This window comes from Vibrio sp. G-C-1 (assembly GCF_021728015.1).
Classification (GTDB): domain Bacteria; phylum Pseudomonadota; class Gammaproteobacteria; order Enterobacterales; family Vibrionaceae; genus Vibrio; species Vibrio splendidus.
In genome coordinates this window covers 1-20,047 of sequence record NZ_JAKKCR010000002.1, presented here as the reverse complement: position 1 = coordinate 20,047, position 20,047 = coordinate 1, and the positions used below count along the sequence as shown (strand labels likewise).

The following is a 20,047-nucleotide window of genomic DNA, read 5'->3' as shown; positions in this document are numbered from 1 at the left end:
AGTCTATGGGGCAAATAATGACCATTTTAACACTTGGTGGGTAACCGTTGGCGTTTAACCATTAAGTAAGACTATGGGTCAGTTTGTGGCTGACCCAAATTAAGAGCAGTGAACGAGTTATTTGATGTCTTGAACGTTCATAACCAGAGTTTCCCAGTTACGTTGGTTTTCCATATCGTGCTCTAGGCCTTGCTCATCGGCAATTTGGAAGCGCTTAACCGCAGGTGTTTTGCTGGTGGCTTGATACAACCAGTAGGCCTCTGCTTTGAGTGCTTCGTCGATCGGTTTATCGATAGACTCGTACACCGCTTGCTTACATGCATTGATCGATTCGGCAGGGAATTGAGCGATTCGTTTGGCAAGAGTATCAACATATTCGCCAATTTCATCCGGCTCTAGTGCCTTGTTGATGGTGCCGTATGCTTCGGCTTCGTCAGCATCAAAGTCTCGTGCACTTAAGACGATTTCGAGTGCGCGACCTAAGCCGACTTGGCGTGCCATACGTGATGCGCCGCCACCACAAGGAAGGATGCCCATACCCACTTCCATTTGCATGAATTTGTATTTACCACGAGCCGCGAATCGCATGTCACACGCCAGTGCAAATTCGTGGCCTCCACCTCGAGCGAACCCTTCAAGCTTGGCAATGGTGGCTTGTGGCAGTTTGCTGATTCTTTCTAGCACCACTTGTAGGTCGAGCAACTTCGCTTCTTCACGAGAAACGGCTTCTGTCGACATGTCTTTCAATAAATTGGTGTCGTAGTGACAGACCCAAATTTCAGGGTTTGCTGACTGAAATACCACGACCTTGATGTCACGATCGCGCTCTAGTCTCATTGCTAAACCATTGAGGTCGGCAAGCATCTCTTGCCCTTGAACATTCACAGTACCGAAGTCAAAAGTGACGGTAAGAATCCCATTCTCGGCTTGAGCTTTAAACGTTGTATAACCTTGATATGCCATTTCCATATTCCTTCTGAGAGATTTCATTTCAGCCTATTCAGTGTGAATGCGACCTAAATTCAGGCTAACGAGGAATGTTCGAACCAACAATTAACCATTAAACGAAACACTATTAACGAATTATTAAGAGTGTTGATGAGTTTAGTAATTTCATTTTATTCAATATCTTAGCTTCTTGTTCTAGCATTGAAGGTACCTTGCTAATTCGATTGTCAACGAAATCTAAAAACTCATTCCTTGTTTGGCGCTCTTATCCTTTTCATTTAGCTTCGTATACTGCTCAACTAGGTAATTCGCCCCAAAGTACAGACAAGAGTAAACCGACCTATGCAGATGAGATCCGCGACTTTGAAAACCATTATTGAGAAAACACTGCCACTGACGCTGGGTGTGTTTGCGATCATGATGGTGCAATTGGTCGATTCGATCTTTATCGGTCAGCTAGGGGTGAATGAGTTGGCGGTTCACGGTATCACCTTGCCATTCCAAGCGGCGTTTACCGGTGTTCAAGTGGGCATCGGTGTCGCGGCAACGTCCATTATTTCTCAAGCGGTAGGGGCAAAAGAACAACGAAAATCCACCTCAATTGCCTCACTATCTGTCGGGTTTGGTGTCTTGGTGATTGCTTTGATCTGCATAGGGCTGATTGTTTTTAGCGATTCTGTTTTTGCGTCGTTTGTGAATGATGTCTCTGACGCTCAATACCAATCCATGCTGTCGATTTTTAATGTGTACTGGCCGTTGTGGCTGTTCAGTGCATTGATGGTGGCGGTGCTTTATCTGGCCACCTGCGTTTATCGTGCCAATGGCGATACTAAAACAACCGGCAGCATGTTCTTGGCTGCCAGTGTGATTAACCTAATTCTCGACCCTATTCTGATCTTTGGATTGGATATGGGCATTGCAGGGGCGGCGATCGCATCGAGCATTGGCTACGCGTTCGGCGCAATCTACATGCTAATCAAGTCTCGCGGTAAAGGTTGGTTTGGCTTCAATGGCGCGTGCAGCAACCAAATCAAAGGCTACAGTTTTGAGTTATTCAAGACGGTAATGCCAACCACTGCGAATCAGATATTACCGGCGGTCAGCGCGTTCTTCTCAATGCTTTTGATTGCGAGAATTGGAACCGATGAGATGGCTTTTTGGAGCTTACTCGCCCGTGTTGAAAGTTTTATGTTGGTATTGTCTCTTGCTCTAACCATGTCCATACCACCTATGATTGGTCGTTATCTAGGGGCGCAGCAGCGATGCAAAATCTCTGAGCTATTGAATACAACAGCGAAGTTCTTATTGGTTTTCCACACTGCGTTGGCAGCATTGCTGGTACTGTTTAGTGGCTGGATTATTCCTGTTATCTCGGAAGAACAAAGCATACGCAGCTGGTTTGAAGTGACCTTGTTATTTATACCGTTCAGCTATGGGCCGCTTGGGCTTTGCATGTTGGTTGCTTCGGTCTTTAATGCCTTGGGTGTGCCTCGCAAAGCTTTGAATGTCTCTTTCTTACGCTTGTTTGTTTTCTACATTCCCGCTTTATGGCTTGGCTCGATAACCGGAGACATGATCAACGCGGTTATTGCGGTGACAGTCGCCAATGTTTTAGCGGGCGCTTTTGCATGGTTTAAGCTTAATGCCTATATTAAAACTCACATTATTCCCCGTGCCGCTGCGGCCAATAAGCAGCGTGTACTCAGCGCAGGCTAGCCATTATTGATGAACATTGAACATCTAAAATTGTTTGTGCGACTCGCGTCTACGCACAATATAAGTCAAGCAGGACAAGAGCTTGGGTTGTCACCTCCGGTAGCCAGTATTCATATCGGAAAGCTCGAAGAGAGCCTAGGTGCCCGTCTTGTGCATCGCACCACGAGAAAGGTTTCCCTGACCGAAGAAGGCATGGCATTTCTTCCTCACGCCAAGCAAATCCTTTTGAGTGTCGAAGCGGGTGTAGCCTCTGTCGGAACCGGTAATGAATTACCAAAAGGGGTGTTGCGAATATCTGCGCCTTCTTCGTTTGGTCGGATGCATGTTATGCCTGCTTTGAAAGGGTTTTTGGCTAAGTATCCAGATCTGTCGGTGGACATTTCACTCAGTGACTCAATCGTTGATCTGGTCGATGGTGGCTTTGATGTGGCGATTCGTAATGCGGAGCTACAGAACTCAAGCCTGATCGCTCGTAAGCTCTCTACTGATAAACGTATTTTGTGTGCATCGCCAGAATATTTGGCAGCTCATGGCTATCCGAAAACACCAGAAGACCTCAAGCAACATCAGTGCATCAATCAAACTGGCTTGGAGGGATGGACGTTTGATACACCAGAAGGCGATGTCACCATCAAGAAAAAAGGTGCGATCCGCGTCGATCACGGTGAAGCGGTAAGGGATGTATGTGTCGATGGCTTGGGCATTGCCATGTGTGCGAGTTGGATTGCTTATAAGCAGCTCGCGGAAGGTTCGCTGGTCGAGGTGTTGCCGGATTACCCTTTAAAAGATGAGGCTGCGATTTGGGCGGTATACCCAAGTGCTCAGTTACTTGCGCCTAAGGTACGCGTATTTATCGATTATTTTGTTCAATATTATGGTTCACCTTCTTATTGGGATTGCGAAGTAAACGGTCAAGCTCAGTAGCGATTCAGAAGCACTTATTGAGAACAAATAAGAAAGCCCCGACCATAAGGTTGGGGCTTGTTTTATGTTCTTTATAGAACGTTTCTTCTAGCTAACTGCTGTTGTTTTATCTATTTAGCGCATCGGGCGTTTAATGAGCGTGTACCGCTGAGTCTTGGTATAGCTCGGCATCAACTTCTTCGCCTTTGTTTGGACGAGGAACAATCTCAAAAGAGGTGTCAGCTTCTGTCAGTGAAGACAGCAGTTTGTTAAGCGATGTTTTGTCACCTTTCACTCCTGCTTGTCTGTCTTCTAATAGTTTTCCTAGGCTTGTTTTCTTAAGTACGATATCAGACACGTCAGACTTATTGATGATCAGTGTTGTATCCGCATCTTGCAGCTCTGATACTTGGATGTTGTTCAGGTTGCCGTTAGACATTTCAACGTAGTAGAACTCTTTTACATCAGGCAACTGAATATTCAACGTAAATGGTGTTTCTTGCGCCTTTAGCGAATCCACTTTAACTGCTAAGTAATCTAACAAGTTCTCAATAGTCATGTTAGCCAATACATCCGGAGATGCAGTTTTTGGTGCACCCGGTTGTGTGCCAATACGAAGCTCTTGAGCGCCTGTTAGATAGATGTTTCTCCAACCTGCACCTTCTGATTGATAACCCAATTGCTCATATGTATCTGCCAATAAGCCACGTGCAACTTTGTTCTCTGGCTCAGCTTGAATCACCTTATTCAGTGCTGTTGCAACGAAGCGGTATTCACCTCCTTGGAAGTCTTGTTGTGCTTTCTCAATCACAGCATCGCTGCCGCCCATGTACTCAACAAACTTCACCGATTCTGGCTCGATTGGTAATGGATTAAGGTTAGCTGGGTTCATGTCGAAGTAACCAAGATACATGTTGTACACAGCACGAGCGTTGTGAGAGTAAGTACCGTGGTAACCATTGGTGTGCCAAGACTGTTGAATGCTGTCTGGCATTACCTTGTAAATCTCGTCACCGATGTCTTGTAGAACCACACCGTTATTGGCTAAACGAAGCGTTTGGTTATGAGTAAAACCGTAAGCATCACGCTGCATTTTTAGGTAATCAGAAATCTCTTGTTCACCCCAGATTGGGGCTGAGTGAGACGCAAACAACACCTCTGTTTCTTCGCCCCAAGTGACTAACATTTCGTTGATCTTCTTAGACCATTTCAAGCCGTCACGTACTTTAGCGCCACGCAGCGTGTACAGGTTGTGCATGCCTTGGTAGGTCAGTTCGCCAGTCCAAAGTGCTTTCATGCTGGGAATATACGTCACCATTTCTGATGCCGCTTCGGTACCTGAAGCATCCATGAATTGCATTTCTAGGCCGTCGATAACCAGAGTTTCAATCTCTTCGTTATGGTTCAGCTCGTAGTCCGGCAGGACGTAAGTAATGCTACCGGTTGATAGACCTTTCGACAGTGCCGCATCCACAATACCGTGTTCGTGTCGGTTCAGGGTTGCGCCATATTGATAGGCGGTACGACGAGACATTGCGTTACCCGCCAGTACGTTTTCGTCGACGATTTCTTTGGTGATGTTTTTCGAACCGTACACTTTTACATCTGGATACGCGTCTTTGATTGCTCTTGCGCCACCAAAGTGATCAGCGTGCGAGTGAGAGTAAATCATGGCAACGACTGGCAGTTCACCGCCATCAGGCACATTGTTCTTGAAGAATTCGAGTGATTTGGCGGCTGATTCTTTGGTCAGAAGAACGTCGTAGGCGATCCAACCGTTGTCACTACGAATGAAAGAGATAGACGCTAAATCCGCGCCTCGAACTTGGTAAACTTTACCCGGAACAACTTCATATAAACCTTCCGCCGCTTGGTTCAATACCGCTTGGCGCCACAGTGAAGGGTTTACTGAATCTGGTGCTTGGTCTGCATTCGTCACACTTGGATCGATGAAGTTAAAGCTATTACGAATGATGTCGCCTGTCTCTTGATCAAAGCTAGCAATCAGACCTTTGTTGTTATTGTCGAAAGCGCGAGTGTCGGCAAAGTTCAGTGTTTTTGCGAACTCTTGGTTTGCTTTGGTCGTCATCTCGGTTGCGCTTTTGCCACCTTGATCGCCAATTTCGCTGAAGTGTGCGTGGTCATGGTTAGCTGCAATCGCCGGGAATGCCAGCGAGATAGCTAGGAACAGTGATGCATTTTTGAACGTGCGAGAAGTTTTCATAAGAGCCTCTTCATTTCAGAATTTTGTTTCGTTGAGGCGATTATAGGAATAAGACATATAGCAAAAAATAAAGTAAGCTTTATTTAATACATCACGATTGGCTATGTATTGAGTCATGCAATGGTTGAGGAGCGAAGACGAATCCTGACCTATGATTGATTAAGACCACATTGACAGGGAGAGTAACGGTGAGCGACGTGGAAAAGTTGGATTTAAATCTATTGAGCGTGTTCTTAGAAGTGTATCGATTAAAGTCGATCACGCTTGCATCAGAATCGCTTGGTATGACTCAGCCCGGGGTGAGTGGAGCCTTGAAGCGACTCCAATCTCAGCTTGATACTGACCTGTTTATTCGTGAAGGGCGAGGGATCATTCCAACCAATGCTGCGGTGCAACTAGCAAGCCGAGTGGAACCTGCACTCGAGGGAATCACCAGCGCTGTTAGTACCTTGAAGCAATTCGATAATCAGCAGCATCATGTATTCCGACTTCTGGTTAATGAGATAGGTTTAACCAAGCTTCAGCCGCTTGTCGAGCAAGATGAAACGCTGGGAAATATCTCAATCGAATTCAATATGGTGCCGAATAACGAAGAAGAACTCCTGCAGAGTTTGAGCATGCAGCAAGCGGATCTCGCCATAGATATTCACTACCCGCAGGTCAATGGTTATATGAACCAGCAAGTGCTTGAGGATAAGTTGGTATTGATTGCTCGTAAAGGGCACCCAAGAATTGATGGCTTCGTGACCGAAGAGCAGTATTACGATGAAAAGCACATCACTTTTAGAATGCGTCGTTCTCGCCTTTATACGGCTGATTATTTCGCTAAGAAGGCCATCAAACAAAGAAAAGTGAGCTCAGAATGTGACTCATTGATGATGATGTGTGTGTTGGTTTCTGGCTCTGATTGTGTCGGCAGTACTTCTCGTAGTTTTGCTAATCAATTTGCCGAGCGATTCCAGCTTCAAGTTCTTGATCAGCCGTTTGAGGTGTTGCCTGTGCAGCAATACATGATTTGGCATAAGAGAACGGAACCGAACCCTGCTCATCAGTGGTTGAGAAACAAGATTCAGCAATACATGGCCGATTAATGGCTTCTATTAGTTAACCGTCAGCGGCCTAGCTCTCCAGCGTTATTCCAACATGCATTGCTGATATTCTAAGTGCTCATTGGCATTTGATTAGCGAGCTACTCTTGCCGCTCGTTTCTGTTTAGCGCTCTCTATCATCCTAGAAGGCGTCATACCGGTTACTAACATGGTACCGGTAATAACAAGAACCGAGCCGAAAATGGTGTTAAGGCCAATCGCTTCGTCTAAGAACAGGTTGCCCCACAAGATGCCAAAAACAGGAATCAAGAAGGTGACAGACAGAGCCGAAGGCGCACCCAATTCTGAAACGAGATTGAAGTAAAGCAGGTAAGCAAGGCCAGTACAAACGGCGCCCAGTAAGAGAACTGATGTGGTGATGGTGAGATCAGGAGCCTCTCTCATCGGCATAAAGAAGACAAACGGCAACACGATTAATACCGCAGCCCACATGCTGCCATGAGCGTTATTGAATGCCTCAACTTTAGGTGCTTGTTTGGTATAGTTTGACGCTATTCCGTAGCTAAAGGCCGCCATCACCGCCGCAAATATAGGAAACACAGCCTCACGGCCAATGTTCATCGCATCCCAACCGACCAATACGCCAACTCCCGTTACCCCAATTCCAAGCCCTAATAGAACTCTTGCATCGAGTGTTGTTTTTGTCCATATCGCACCAATGATCGCCGCCCATATTGGCGCGGTAGAGTTCAAGATAGCGAGTGTCGAGGCGTTCAGTGTCTGCGCGGCATAAGCGAAAAACAAAAAGGGAAGTGCGGTATTAAACAAGCCAAGAATGAAAAAGTGTTTCGCATGGGCATTAAAAGAAAGCTTCCTTTTCAGATATAAAGAAACCAAGAGTAGAGTGACTGCAGCGCACAGAACTCGCGCTTCAATCAGCACCGCAGGGCCCAGCGGATTAGCGGCAATTCTCATGAACAGAAACGAACCGCCCCATATCGCAGCGAGAGTTATTAGTTTTATAAAGTTCACGGCTTATATCTCAGAATGTGTAAAACACCGACTATGTAGGCAAGATAACTATTACACAAACATAGATACCAATACTGTGCAGTTATGGACATAAGATCGCGTCCATTAAATAGGAACAGTTTCGATGAATTTCGTTCTGTTTATTGTTCCTTATTTGATGAGTAATCTAGCGCTAGATATCAAACTTAGGTGAACAAAATGAAGATTGAACACATCGCTATTTGGACGAAACAACTCGACGTGTTGAAGCAGTTTTATGAAAACTATTTCGGCGCAACATCCAACGTAAAATATCACAACCCAACCAAAGGGTTTTCTTCATACTTCCTCTCTTTCGAAACAGGGAGCCGTTTAGAGATCATGGAAATGGATTCGGTGCCTGAATCGAAAGATGACATCTATGATCAATTTACAGGCTTCATTCATATGGCGATTTCATTAGGCTCGGAACAAGCGGTTGATGAACTTACAAGTCGCTTGGTCGAAGACGGCTATGAGCGCTTAGATGGCCCAAGAAGAACAGGCGATGGCTATTATGAGAGCTGTGTACTCGATCCGGATGGTAATCGCTTAGAACTTACCGTTTAATGGAGGGAGCTTGAATAGCTTTTAACTCACTAACGGAACTGAGGTATTACAATGATGAAGCGTGCTTTGACTTTCCTTTTTAGTCTTGGGCTGATGGGATGTGCTACCTCAGAACCGGTATATGAACCAGAGGCTGACTCGAAGCCTGAACCATCCCAACCCATAGGTTACCTTGGCTTCAAAGCCCATCAAGAGTGGGCCATTCAATTTAACGATTGCACGGTCTACGATTTAATCGGTGCACAGCCCTACCAATGGTTTGATCGCATTTCAGCCGCTGTCAGCTGTTACACGTTTAAGCCAAACGATGCTATCGAACCTTTATCAGTCTATACCGACGCAGATTTTGCCAGCAATAAGCTAACGCCGATTAACCGCTTTCAAGAGCTGCAGGTATCAGAGTCAGGCTGGGGCAATTTTCCTGCCGTCTATAAGACCAACGGCACCAATTGGCTGAAAGTCAAAGAGGGTTGGATTCACCTCACATTAGCCGACCAGACACTCGTTCAGTTCTACCCTGGAACTCAAGACCAATCTGGCAAATCACAACACGACCAATATTTTGAGCAGCATTGATGTTGGGGTGCCATTCGTTCCTATCGAATTGGTCGGGGCAAATGGAACCGTGAATTATTGACCTTTATTTAGCTTGATTACAAAAGGCATAATGACACTGAAAACAATCACCGCGGCGCCAATCAGCGCTATGGTGTTTGGCAACTCGGCATACAACAGTAACCAAGAATCATTGAGTAGATCATCTGTGAGTACCCAATATTTGAAACTATGCTCGCTTCTCCCCATTTGTAAGCGGTGACACCAAACCATTGGCCGATAGAAGAAATAACACCGACCAACACTAACAGCACTATCTTATACCACGTCGGCCATTGCCACTCGATAAGCGACGGAATCAGCGCAACACCCCCCACGAATATGGCTTGATAAGCTAGCACTACGACCTTCTATTCTACATTCGCCATTTTCCTTACGCAGATAGCGGCAATTGTTGCGCCTAACATGGCCACTAAGCCGAGTTCCAACGTAGAACAGAGATTCGCTTTGTAGAGTGTTAAGTCTAAAGTCTACCCTGGTAGAGGGGCAAACAGGTTTTTCAAAATATTGAAAGAGATCATTAATAAGAACTCATTAACTCTTCATTAATTATATTAATAGAAATTAGATAAAAGCATATAAATTACCATCTTGTCGGTTAATAATTGAACATAGTGGTAATTTTATGGTGGTTTTTATATTTTGACGTAATTAACGAACGCGGTAGATATCTGAGGATATCAGCTTAATAATGAATATTACCATTTTATTGGTAAGGGCAATTATCTCGAATAGTTCTTCTTAATATAAAAATAATGTAAAAGCGCTGATATTATTAACAGTAAGGTGGTGTAACGATGCGAGTCACAACAAATAAATAGGCTGATTTTTATAAAAAGTAATTCCCTCTCGATCCTGAGTGTGGCTATTGCATGAATGAATTTGAAATAATGTTACACATGTAATCTTAAGTTGTTGTTTTTTATTGGTATAGTTTTTCATTGGGTTTTATGAATTGGCTAGGGCTAAGAAGACTTTGAAATTTTACATTGATGAATTGATTAATTAAATTAGCGCTGTCTGTTTAATCAATTAAATGGCGTGTAAGCAATGGCTATCAGAATGGATAATGGCACTTGTAATCGTTGATAGTGTGAATTTTAAAATAGGGCGAAGACCCTAGGGGGAATTTAACTATCAACAAAGTTGTTATATCCATAGATATCATTGTCTTTTCTTTAATTTCTTACCTAATAATATGTAGAGTTAATACTATGAAGTTGTCGATGAATAAATCATTGTTACTAGCAATGTCAGCGTGTTTTTTTTCTAGTGCAAGTTTTGCAGGAATTAATAGTGACTATCATGTGGTGGCCGATGACTTAACGGCTGATCATAATGAAAGCAACGGCGTACCCATGCCTTTTTATGGCAATGGAAGAATGCAGTCCAAACTTAGTGTGTCAGTTTCCTTCGCTGATAGTTACGGCAGACCAGTGACAGTACCTAAGAGTGACTTAGAAGGTGCGATATCTTTTTACCTTAAGAATAGTGAACAAGAGTTAGGCAAAAATAAAGACTGTACCTACGGAAGAGATTGCTGGGGGTATACATTGAACCCAAATGACTATTCTCACCAAATGGGGAACAGTTATGGATACTCTAAGGGTCTACCAACCTCTCGGGTTGCAGCATCTGATACCAAATTAACCGCTTGGGTTTATAGCAACGAGGTAGCTCAGCATCGTGAAGTTTGTATGAAAGTTAAATTCAATACTGGTAGCCAATATGACAATAACTACTACGACAGCTGCGCTTATCCAAATGAATCAAGTGCCTTCTATCAAAGCGTACAGCCTAAGTCCTATAGTGCCGCCGACTTTTCAGAGATTGGAGAAGGTGACAAGGTATGGGAAGAGAGTAACGCTGATGGGTTCTATTTCGAAAAAGCTGAGATGTATAACTTCTATGTGACGCCCAAAGATACTTCAGTGAAACTGGTCGAGGTTGCTATGGATAACTTCGACGAGTCGGACAGCGATAAGGTGTTCCTAAACGATGAGTGGTTGGGCTGCTATTCTGATTGTACTAATGGCTTTCGTTCAGTGAAAGGTTATGTGTTCGCTCCAAGTTCAGAGCGTAATGTATCTGATGAATATGTTTGGAATAGCGCCGCTGGCGAAGGTCGCAAGGCGGTATGGCGAGTTAACCAACAACTAAGATCAGTGACTCTGAGCCAATTGCTTTATTCAAATAGCGGTACATCGAACAATGATTCTCAAAAAGAGTACCGATTTACTGTATTTGACCAATACGGAAATAAGGGACCACTAAAGCTTATTTATCCTCAAAGTGAATTTACCGGTGGCGGCCAGAAATGGGATTACACCCATTGGAATCTGGTTAGCCAGTAACATTCGGATAAAACAGAGTTAGCTCAGCCATTTGGGCTAACTCATTCACTTTAGGGGAAATTTATGTCTAATTGGACTTCAAACGCTTTTAACTTTGATAGCTTTTGTTCGGGCGGCGTAGACCAAAGAACCAGAAGCTATTCATATCAAATCTTACTTGGCTCTCTTATTGGTAACTGGCTTAAGGGACCAAACCTCGATATATCCATTCAATTCTCACCTTACTCGACGGACAACCTTGGTTTCGGTAAAGGCTGGAAATTGAATCTCCCAAGATACGACATCGAGAACCAACAGCTCTATCTTGCAAATGGGCAATCCTACCGTGCTGAATTAAACGCCAATATAGAGATGAGTATTCGTTACAAGAAACTGCTCGACTTTTCGGTATCGTCTAGCGCGAATGGTTATGAAATCACGTATAAAAATGGCCGTACTGATCTTTTAGATAAAGATGGCGATATCATTAAGATCACCCAAAGCAATGGTCATGCTCTCTACTTTTCTTGGCTCAACGTGGGACAAAATAAGCGCTTAGATAGAGTTTGGGATGACAGAACAACCAAACAGACCGCACTTTTATGGGTTGAGTATATCTCGGTAGGGCGCGTTAATATTTTTACTAATATTGGCAGTACCCATGAAGCTTACTTCAGTCTTACTCTTAGCAATAACAAGCTCGTCAAATGCAATTTACCAGAACAAGCAGGTAGCTATAGTTTCGGTTATGAAAGCATTGGTTCATATACGTTAATCAATGAGGTAAACCATCCTTGTGGCTTGACCGAGCGTTTGAGATATAAGGCTGATGGTATTCGAGTCAACTCAATGACTTACTTACCAGCCGTTACTGCACACGATGTTCTTACCCTTAATTCGCCAGTTATTACCACAACCTACGACAGTGTTGGTACAGATAGCCGCAATTTCATGGGTTACGGTGTACGTGGCGGTGAATTAAGTGAAGGGCTTGATAACTTACTTGAGCGTGGTTACGAATATACTTATCGCGTACAAAAAATCGAAAATGGCTCTATTGTCACCGCTCAAACATACAATCAATTTCACTTACTCGTTGAAGAAGCCCGGCAGGTAAGCGGAGACCTTGTTCATTTGAAAAGGCTGGAATACCCAGCGATTGATAACCAGCAGTTTTCGGATCAACCTGCTCAGTATTCTTTGATCAGTAAAGAGGAACAAATCTGGTTTTCTGGATCGGATAGCCAAGCTCAAAGTCGATTATGGGATTACGACGAATATGGCAACATGCTTAAGTTCGTTGATGAGAATGACATCGCAGAACGTTACGAATACTACGCTAAAAATGGTGAGGCAGGTTGTCCCGCATCGCCAACGGGTATGGTGAATTTCGTCAAATCTCGTACGCTCAACAATGGATCAGAACAGAGAGTGATCTCTTATCAATATGCTTCTCTTGAGGGGCTGAATGGCCATCGTGATGTGGTTCTGAGTTTGGAAGAAGACGTCCAACGCTATAGAAGTCATTACGCTTATCAAACTGATACTGGTGAGACCTACTCTTTCGGCCGATTGGCTTCAGTCCAAAATGACATTCTTCATCCTAACGGCACGTATTCTGCTATTTCTCACTATCGCTATGAGTTGGATAGCGATGTCCTTGAAGAACACGAAGAGCTGACCTGTCACGACAATACGAAAACCAATCTTGCGGTTGGGCACTACCTTGATATTGGAGAACTCGCGCGTCATGTCGATTCAGACGGAGTTAGCTGTGCATTTACTTATGATTCGCTTCGTAGAACTACTGAAGAACGGATTGAAGGAAGTGCAGCCCGTTCGTATCAATACATTGTTGATACTGGTATGAGTCGACAAACCTTGTTGCTAACGGATTGCAAAGGCAACTTGTGCGAACAAAGCTGGGACGGTCAAGGACGTGAATTAGAGGCTAAAGTTGGTAGCTCGGTCGTATGGACAAAAATGTACGATGCGTTGGGCAGACTCCAAAGCAAGAGTACCTACGATGTGCTGCCTGATCGCCATTCTAGATCGGCGCCTGTGGTGTTAACAGAAAGCTATGAATACGATGAGTGGGATCAGGTTAAAGCGACTCTGTTAGCGAATGGAAAACGTCGTGTCGAGTTCAATAATCTCGCCTCACGTAAGAAAACCCAAGGTATTGAAGGTTTGACCATGACGGTCAGTTCTCTGAATAGCTGGGGGCTAGAAGAGAAAAAAGAGCAAGGCATCAACAGTTGGAATTATGAGTACGACTCATGGGGAAGATTGATTAAAGAAACGAATCCTCTCGCTCGATCCAAGCATTACCATTACGACCGTTTTGATCGTGTGATTCGCATGACTCAAGCGAACGGTGTCGATCAAGATATCACTTACGCTGAACATACCGATCAGTCACAAGTTGTAGACCTGAAAATTGGTGGGGTGACTTTAGGGCAACGCGATATTGATGGATTGGGACGACCGCGATCCCTGCGCAGAGGAGCGAGTCCCCAAGTTTCATTGGCGTGGACTTACGCGGATAGCAGCAATATCCCAGAAACTGAAACCAGCATGGCAGCCCCAACAAGGCGATTTACTCGCGATAGCCAATTGGGAGTGCTAAGTGCTAAGTCGTCTGATGGGCAGGCTTCTAGTTACAGTCATGATCCAATATCCGGCTTACCGACAGGGAGTCAGGACAGTGAAGGTAATCAAAGTACCATTACCTACTCGACTAAAGGCTTGCCTGAAGCCGAGGTGAATGATGGTCAGTCTCGTTATTACAGCTACTCCGATGGTGGGGTGATCGCTGCAATTGATAGTGACACGGACACTCGCCAGTATGGCTACGACGAACTCGGACGATTAGTGAAATTGAGTTCAAATTCAACAACGGTTTACTACGAATATGATGAGTTTGATCGAGTGATACTAGAAACATTGATATCGGGTAGTCAAACCCAAGTCACTGAACTCGAATGGGATGAATATAGTCGCGTAGTCAACCGAGCTATAGCCTTGAACGATAATTATATCTTTGAGCAATCACAAGAATATAACGCGTTAGGGCTGCTTAATTCTCGTAAAAATGAGTGTGCAACTTTAGGTAACCTGACGGAAATCTATACCTATGATGACCTTTCTCAGTTGACTAAAGTCGAGTTCTTCGGCGCGGGCCCACTGAGCGATTGGTCTCAGCCTATGACGTCTATTGATTGGAGCTATGATGAGCTAGGTAACATGCTGACGCAACGCACAGCTACTACTGAATCTGAGGATTTCGCTCGTTACTTTTATGAGTCGGATGACCCTTGCCAGTTGACTCGTATTACTCATTCCCATCCACAACTCGACGGTCAGGTAACAGTGAAATACGACTTGAATGGCAACATGATTCAAGATGCGGATGGTCGAATTCTTGAATATGACAATTTCGACCGATTACAGCGTGTGTTAGCTGATAATACCGAATGGCTCTATCAATATGACAGCAACGACCGACTGTCTACACAACAGTCCGTTTCTGAATCTCGTCACTTTAACTATCTATGGGGGGACCTCGCTTCGATCGAGGAAAATGGCAAACTCACTCAGTATATCTATCACGAAGGAGTGCCTAAATGGTCAGAGATGGACTCGGAAACCACGTTATTGGCAACGGATCAAAATGGTTCGGTAATCGCGTCAAATACTTCGGGTAAAACAGGGTCTATGTACCGTTACTCTCCATATGGGCAACGTGATCAAGCGGGGAATGCAAATGAACAATAAAGACTCGGTATTTATTACCCCACTTAATCGCCGTGAGGTCCTGATTAAAATTGGTCAAACTGCGGCGGTGGCTGGTGGTATCTCACTGCTTCCTACTTCGGTTCGTTTAGCGATGGCGCAGTCGATGAATATCTCTCATTCGGAAATTGGCTTTAATGGCGAGTGGTTGGATCCTGTCCTGCAAGGCTACCATTTAGGCCAAGGCTATCGCGTTTACCAGCCGAAGTTGATGCGCTTCAATGCACCGGACAGTTTGGCACCTTTCAATGAGGGGGTTCACAATGCTTATGTGTACTGCCATAACGATCCGATTAACTTCACAGACCCAAGCGGACATCTGAATATCAGTAAGATCTTGTTTGGTGCTTTTGGGGTTATCGCGGGTATTGTGGGTATTGCCTTAGCTGCACCAACGGGCGGATCTAGCTTGGTATTGGCGGCGGGTATTATCGGTGGTATTGCTGGGATGACCAGTGGTGCCTTACAAATTGCCTCGGGAGTTATCGATGATGGGGATATCTCTCATAAACTCGATATTGCGACCATTCCATTCGATATCATTGGTGTGGTGAGTGGCGGATATTCAGCCTACAAATCGGTTCAGAACTTACGTTGGGTAAGAGCGGGTGGGGCATTGGAAGATGTCACTCAGCCCGGTCTTGGTTCTCGTTTGATGAACAAGATTAGGCCTTCTGGTGAGTACAATCTTGCGTGGGCCTCTAAAACGAACCCAGCGATGCGAATCGGCAGCTCTAAGGGGCAGGTTATTGCAACTAGAATGACGCAGGGCGGTAAGACGATGACGTACACACCTCCTCCAATTCATGGTGGGTTTACCAAGATTCTTCTTGGACAAGTCAAAGTGGGCGCCCGAGGCTATACCATCTATCAAGGTATAATGACGGCGCGCTCGATTGGTGGTTTAGGTTGGTCATCGGTTAAAACAATACCTGGGCGATTAGATGAAGAAAAGTCTTCAGCGGATACCATGGTTACGGAAGGTCGAAGTGCCAACCCTGCAGCCAAGAAGACGCAAATGTACGCACTCGAAGAGACACGACAACGAATAAAATATGGCAATGAGGTTCAGCAGATGATCCGTCAGCTGCCATTGTCGTAGTCTGTTTTATTGGTTTACTTTAACTACTAATATAAAGCCAGTTCAACACTCGTTGAACTGGCTTTTTTGCATTCTGTGTAGGCGTTCTCGAACGTTACCCACCAACCATGAGTACTTTCCTTAGATCTCACTTCGTGATCAAAAAAAGATCAAAAAGGTATTGTTGAAACCGGTTTCAGTCTGTATCTTTACTTTTATTGAAATCGGTTTCAGAGTTGCGATTGCTTCTCTAATCCCGATCTTTTTCACGAATAACTTGTAGCGGGTAATGGTATGAACAACGAATTTCCGAACGATTTTTTATGGGGTGGTGCAGTAGCAGCGCATCAGCTAGAAGGCGGCTGGGATGCGAATGGTAAAGGTGTGAGTGTCGTTGACGTATTAACGGCAGGTGCTCATGGTGTACAACGTCGAATCACCGATGGTGTGATTGATGGTGAAAACTACCCAAACCAAGTGGCTGTTGATTTCTACCACCGCTACAAAGAAGACATTAAGTTATTTGCTGAGATGGGCTTTAAGTGTTTCCGTACCAGTATCGCTTGGACGCGTATTTTCCCAAATGGCGATGAAGCTGAGCCGTGTGAAGCGGGTTTAGCATTTTACGATGATCTGTTTGATGAGCTGCTGAAATACGACATTCAACCTGTGGTAACACTGAGCCACTTTGAAATGCCTTACCATCTAGCCAAAGAATACGGGGGCTGGATGAACCGTAAAGTGATCGATTTCTTTGTTAAGTATTCAACCACAGTGATGGAACGCTACCAGCACAAGGTTAAGTACTGGATGACGTTCAATGAGATAAATAACCAGATGAATACTTCAGCAGATATCTTTGGTTGGTTATGTTCTGGCGTGAAGTTTCCACAATGTGAAAAGCCGCAAGAAGCCATGTATCAAGCGGTTCACCATCAGTTTGTTGCCAGTGCTTTGGTGGTTAAGAAAGGTCACGAGATCAATCCAGATCTTCAAATCGGCGCAATGTGTGCGATGGTGCCTTTCTATCCTCATTCTTCAAAGCCAGAAGATATTATGGTGGCACAGCAAGCGATGCGTGATCGTTATTTCTTCTCGGACGTGATGGTGCGTGGCCATTACCCAAATTACGCTAAGCGTGACTGGGCAATCAAAGGCTTCAATATTGAGATGCAGCCCGAAGATGAGCAAATCTTGAAAGAAGGTAAAGCGGATTACCTTGGCTTTAGCTACTACATGTCTAATACCTTGGATTCTTCTTCTCATCAATCGACTGAAGAAGCGATGGACGGCGGTCATGAGAACTCGGTCGATAACCCGTTCATCCAGTCTAGCGATTGGGGCTGGCCAATTGATCCAACGGGTTTGCGTTTCTGTTTAGCATCTCTTTATGAGCGCTATGAAGTGCCATTGTTCATCGTCGAGAATGGCTTCGGTGCTGTCGACACCATAGAAGAAGATGGCAGCATTAATGACGACTACCGCATCGCTTACCTTGGCGACCACATCAAAGAGATGAAAAAATCCGTTGCGATTGATGGTGTTGACTTGATGGGTTATACCCCTTGGGGCTGTATCGACTTAGTGTCGTTCACCACCGGTGAGATGAAAAAACGCTACGGATTCATTTACGTAGATAAGCACAACGATCAATCTGGCTCACTAGAGCGCAAGCGCAAGAAGTCGTTCGAGTGGTATAAAGGCGTGATTGCATCTAACGGTGCCACTATTTAGAATGCATTTCCCAGCGCAGTTATGTGAACTGTGAACTGTCATTTTGCAATGAATTAGTCGGCCTATGTCGGCTAATTTTTTATAAAGGAAAAGAAGCGAATGGTAACCATGCTTGACGTCGCAAACCGCGCAGGTGTATCTAAATCGACTGTTTCTCGTGTCTTAAATGGCAAGAACATCGTGCGCCCAGATGTGGTGAAAAAGGTATTCGATGCGATTCAAGAAACAGGTTATCGACCGAACTTGTTGGCCCAGCAATTGGCGACCAAGAAGACCAATTTCATCGGCTTTGTAATCACTAATGAGTTGTTCAATGGCCCTTACTTTTCTTCCTTGATGTATCACGCGGCTTCTTATAGCGAAAAGTCGAATCACCAATTGGTGATCACCGATGGCAAACACAGTGCTGAAGACGAAGTAAAGGCGATCAACTTCCTGCTGGATATGAAGTGCGCGGGCATCATCATCTATCCGCAATGCTTAACCGAAAGCGAGATTGCAAAGGTCATCGAAAGCACTGACACACCGATTCTGGTACTCAACCGAGAAATGCCGTCGAAGCCTAATCATGCCATTACCACCGACCATTATCAGAGCGCTTGTTTGATGGTTGAACACATCATCGAGCAATGCCATACAGACATTGCAGTGATTCGTGGTAAAGCTGGCTCTTCGACCGATGAGCTGCGTTACCAAGCCTATCAAGATGTGCTAACTAAACAGGGTATTGCATTGGATGAGGCCAAAGTTGTTCAAGGTGATTGGACGATGGAGAGCGGTTATCACGCGGCTCAGGCTCTGGTAAAAAGCAAAGCAACATTCACCGCTATCTTGTCGGAAAATGATGACATGGCGATTGGTGCGATTAAGGCGTTAACTGAACTTGGGTACTCATTGCCTCAAGATGTTTCTATTGTCGGCTTTGATAACAGCAAAGTGGGCGCGTTTTTAACGCCAAGCTTAACGTCTGTGAGTGTGCCATTAGAGCAAATGACGCAAAAGGCGATCCTGCAAATTGTCGGTGAAACAGAGCAAGCGACCACCATCAATACCACTGGCAGTTTGGTGTTACGTGATTCGATAGCGAAGCTAAATTAGCACCGTTCGAATTTCATATTTCACCTACAAAAAGTGACGAGCTGCGCATCTCTTCAACCAAGCTCAAACACTCCTTATTCACTGTTATTTAGATGTGCGATATTGCGTTTTTGGTCGATGAATTGACCACCATTAGTTAAGTAATGCGAGAACAGGTAAGTAACGTGAAAACAGAAAAACAAAAAATGCTAGCAGGCGAACCTTATCAGGCTTGGGATAAAGAGCTTTATGCCGCTCGTATCGAATGTCGTAAGGTGCTTCAAAAACTTAATAACAGTATTCCTGACACACCCGAATGGGAAGCAGCAACGCAAGAGCTGATTCCGGGCTGTGAAAATGCGCATTTAGAACCTCCATTTCGTTGTGATTACGGCTCGAATATCAAGCTGGGCAAGAACTTCTACGCTAACTTTAACTGCGTGATTTTGGATGTGGCTGAAGTGACCATTGGTGACAATGTGCTGCTTGGCCCGAATGTTCAAATCCTTACCGCAGGTCATCCACTCGATGTGAAAGGCCGTGTAGAAGAAGGCGTTGAGTTTGGCACACCGATTAACGTCGGCGACAATGTTTGGCTTGGCGGTGGTGTAATCATTTGCCCCGGTGTCACTATTGGCGAAAACAGCGTGATTGGCGCAGGCAGTGTGGTGACCAAAGACATCCCAGCTAATGTGGTTGCTGTCGGTAATCCATGTAAAGTGCTGAAAGCGATCGATAACGAGTAATAATCAGATTGAATTGATAAAGCCCGAACCTAGGTTCGGGCTTTGTTTTGGTTCATCGCGGCTTTCCGGGGAAAGCCGCTTTTATCTTCAAGAAGAAGTAGTCTGTATCTCGATACCCATACCCCATTCGTTTGATTAGCTTTATCTTGTTGTTTATCCCTTCCAATGTGCAGGTGTTGAGCGGATAACTTGCCGATGCGAGAATG

General features: G+C 44.8%; 16 protein-coding genes. 11 read left to right on the top strand and 5 right to left on the bottom strand.

Annotated features, from left to right (window positions below; genetic code table 11):
- Positions 1 to 117: 117 nt before the first annotated feature.
- The gene (locus L3V36_RS03235) at positions 118 to 963 is read right to left on the bottom strand and encodes an enoyl-CoA hydratase/isomerase family protein (RefSeq protein WP_102453907.1); all 846 of its coding nucleotides are present in this window, start codon (positions 961 to 963) and stop codon (positions 118 to 120) included.
- A gap of 327 nt (positions 964 to 1,290) precedes the next feature.
- On the opposite strand from L3V36_RS03235, the gene L3V36_RS03230 reads away from it, so the two are divergent.
- Positions 1,291 to 2,664: an MATE family efflux transporter gene (locus L3V36_RS03230; RefSeq protein ID WP_102455576.1), complete on the top strand. Its 1,374-nt coding sequence runs from the start codon at positions 1,291 to 1,293 to the stop codon at positions 2,662 to 2,664.
- A gap of 9 nt (positions 2,665 to 2,673) precedes the next feature.
- Positions 2,674 to 3,588 carry a LysR family transcriptional regulator gene (locus tag L3V36_RS03225; protein WP_102455575.1) on the top strand — a complete coding sequence of 305 codons (915 nt, stop codon included), beginning with the start codon at positions 2,674 to 2,676 and terminating at the stop codon, positions 3,586 to 3,588.
- A 130-nt stretch (positions 3,589 to 3,718) separates the two neighbouring features.
- Here the strand turns inward: L3V36_RS03225 and L3V36_RS03220 are convergent, their stop codons facing one another.
- Entirely contained in the window at positions 3,719 to 5,791 is a 2,073-nt protein-coding gene (locus tag L3V36_RS03220) for an alkyl sulfatase dimerization domain-containing protein (RefSeq protein WP_208774592.1), read from the bottom strand.
- Positions 5,792 to 5,979: 188 nt separating this feature from the next.
- Between L3V36_RS03220 and L3V36_RS03215 the strand changes: the two genes are divergently transcribed.
- Positions 5,980 to 6,882 carry a LysR family transcriptional regulator gene (locus tag L3V36_RS03215; protein WP_017094847.1) on the top strand — a complete coding sequence of 301 codons (903 nt, stop codon included), beginning with the start codon at positions 5,980 to 5,982 and terminating at the stop codon, positions 6,880 to 6,882.
- A gap of 90 nt (positions 6,883 to 6,972) precedes the next feature.
- On the opposite strand, the gene L3V36_RS03210 is transcribed toward L3V36_RS03215, so the two are convergent.
- Positions 6,973 to 7,872, bottom strand: a complete 900-nt coding sequence (locus tag L3V36_RS03210) for a DMT family transporter (RefSeq protein ID WP_208774594.1) — start codon at positions 7,870 to 7,872, stop codon at positions 6,973 to 6,975.
- A 198-nt stretch (positions 7,873 to 8,070) separates the two neighbouring features.
- Between L3V36_RS03210 and L3V36_RS03205 the strand changes: the two genes are divergently transcribed.
- Both L3V36_RS03205 and L3V36_RS03200 read left to right on the top strand, forming a co-directional pair.
- On the top strand, positions 8,071 to 8,460 hold the full coding sequence (locus tag L3V36_RS03205; RefSeq protein WP_017078507.1) for a VOC family protein: 390 nt from the start codon (positions 8,071 to 8,073) through the stop codon (positions 8,458 to 8,460).
- Positions 8,461 to 8,511: 51 nt separating this feature from the next.
- Positions 8,512 to 9,036, top strand: coding sequence for a hypothetical protein (locus tag L3V36_RS03200; protein WP_102488407.1), 525 nt, complete (start codon positions 8,512 to 8,514; stop codon positions 9,034 to 9,036).
- 128 nt (positions 9,037 to 9,164) lie between these two features.
- On the opposite strand, the gene L3V36_RS03195 is transcribed toward L3V36_RS03200, so the two are convergent.
- The gene (locus L3V36_RS03195; protein WP_029405941.1) at positions 9,165 to 9,416 is read right to left on the bottom strand and encodes a hypothetical protein; all 252 of its coding nucleotides are present in this window, start codon (positions 9,414 to 9,416) and stop codon (positions 9,165 to 9,167) included.
- Between the two features lie 885 nt (positions 9,417 to 10,301).
- On the opposite strand from L3V36_RS03195, the gene L3V36_RS03190 reads away from it, so the two are divergent.
- The 6 genes from L3V36_RS03190 to L3V36_RS03165 all read left to right on the top strand — a co-directional run bounded on the left by L3V36_RS03190 (position 10,302) and on the right by L3V36_RS03165 (position 19,841).
- Positions 10,302 to 11,429, top strand: coding sequence for a hypothetical protein (locus tag L3V36_RS03190; protein WP_102456835.1), 1,128 nt, complete (start codon positions 10,302 to 10,304; stop codon positions 11,427 to 11,429).
- A gap of 63 nt (positions 11,430 to 11,492) precedes the next feature.
- Positions 11,493 to 15,185, top strand: a complete 3,693-nt coding sequence (locus tag L3V36_RS03185) for an RHS repeat protein (protein ID WP_208774596.1) — start codon at positions 11,493 to 11,495, stop codon at positions 15,183 to 15,185.
- On the top strand, positions 15,175 to 16,305 hold the full coding sequence (locus L3V36_RS03180; RefSeq protein ID WP_208774597.1) for an RHS repeat-associated core domain-containing protein: 1,131 nt from the start codon (positions 15,175 to 15,177) through the stop codon (positions 16,303 to 16,305). Before L3V36_RS03185 ends, L3V36_RS03180 begins: the two co-directional genes overlap by 11 nt.
- Positions 16,306 to 16,578: 273 nt before the next feature.
- Positions 16,579 to 18,018, top strand: coding sequence for a 6-phospho-beta-glucosidase (locus tag L3V36_RS03175; RefSeq protein WP_017078512.1), 1,440 nt, complete (start codon positions 16,579 to 16,581; stop codon positions 18,016 to 18,018).
- 99 nt (positions 18,019 to 18,117) lie between these two features.
- Entirely contained in the window at positions 18,118 to 19,116 is a 999-nt protein-coding gene (locus tag L3V36_RS03170) for a LacI family DNA-binding transcriptional regulator (protein WP_102448097.1), read from the top strand.
- 164 nt (positions 19,117 to 19,280) lie between these two features.
- A complete protein-coding gene (locus L3V36_RS03165) occupies positions 19,281 to 19,841 on the top strand; it encodes a sugar O-acetyltransferase (protein ID WP_102249783.1) in 561 nt (186 codons plus the stop codon).
- Positions 19,842 to 19,893: 52 nt separating this feature from the next.
- Here L3V36_RS03165 and L3V36_RS03160 read toward each other — a convergent pair.
- The coding region (locus L3V36_RS03160; RefSeq protein WP_237296607.1) for a transposase at positions 19,894 to 20,047 on the bottom strand (154 nt) is incomplete at its 5' end.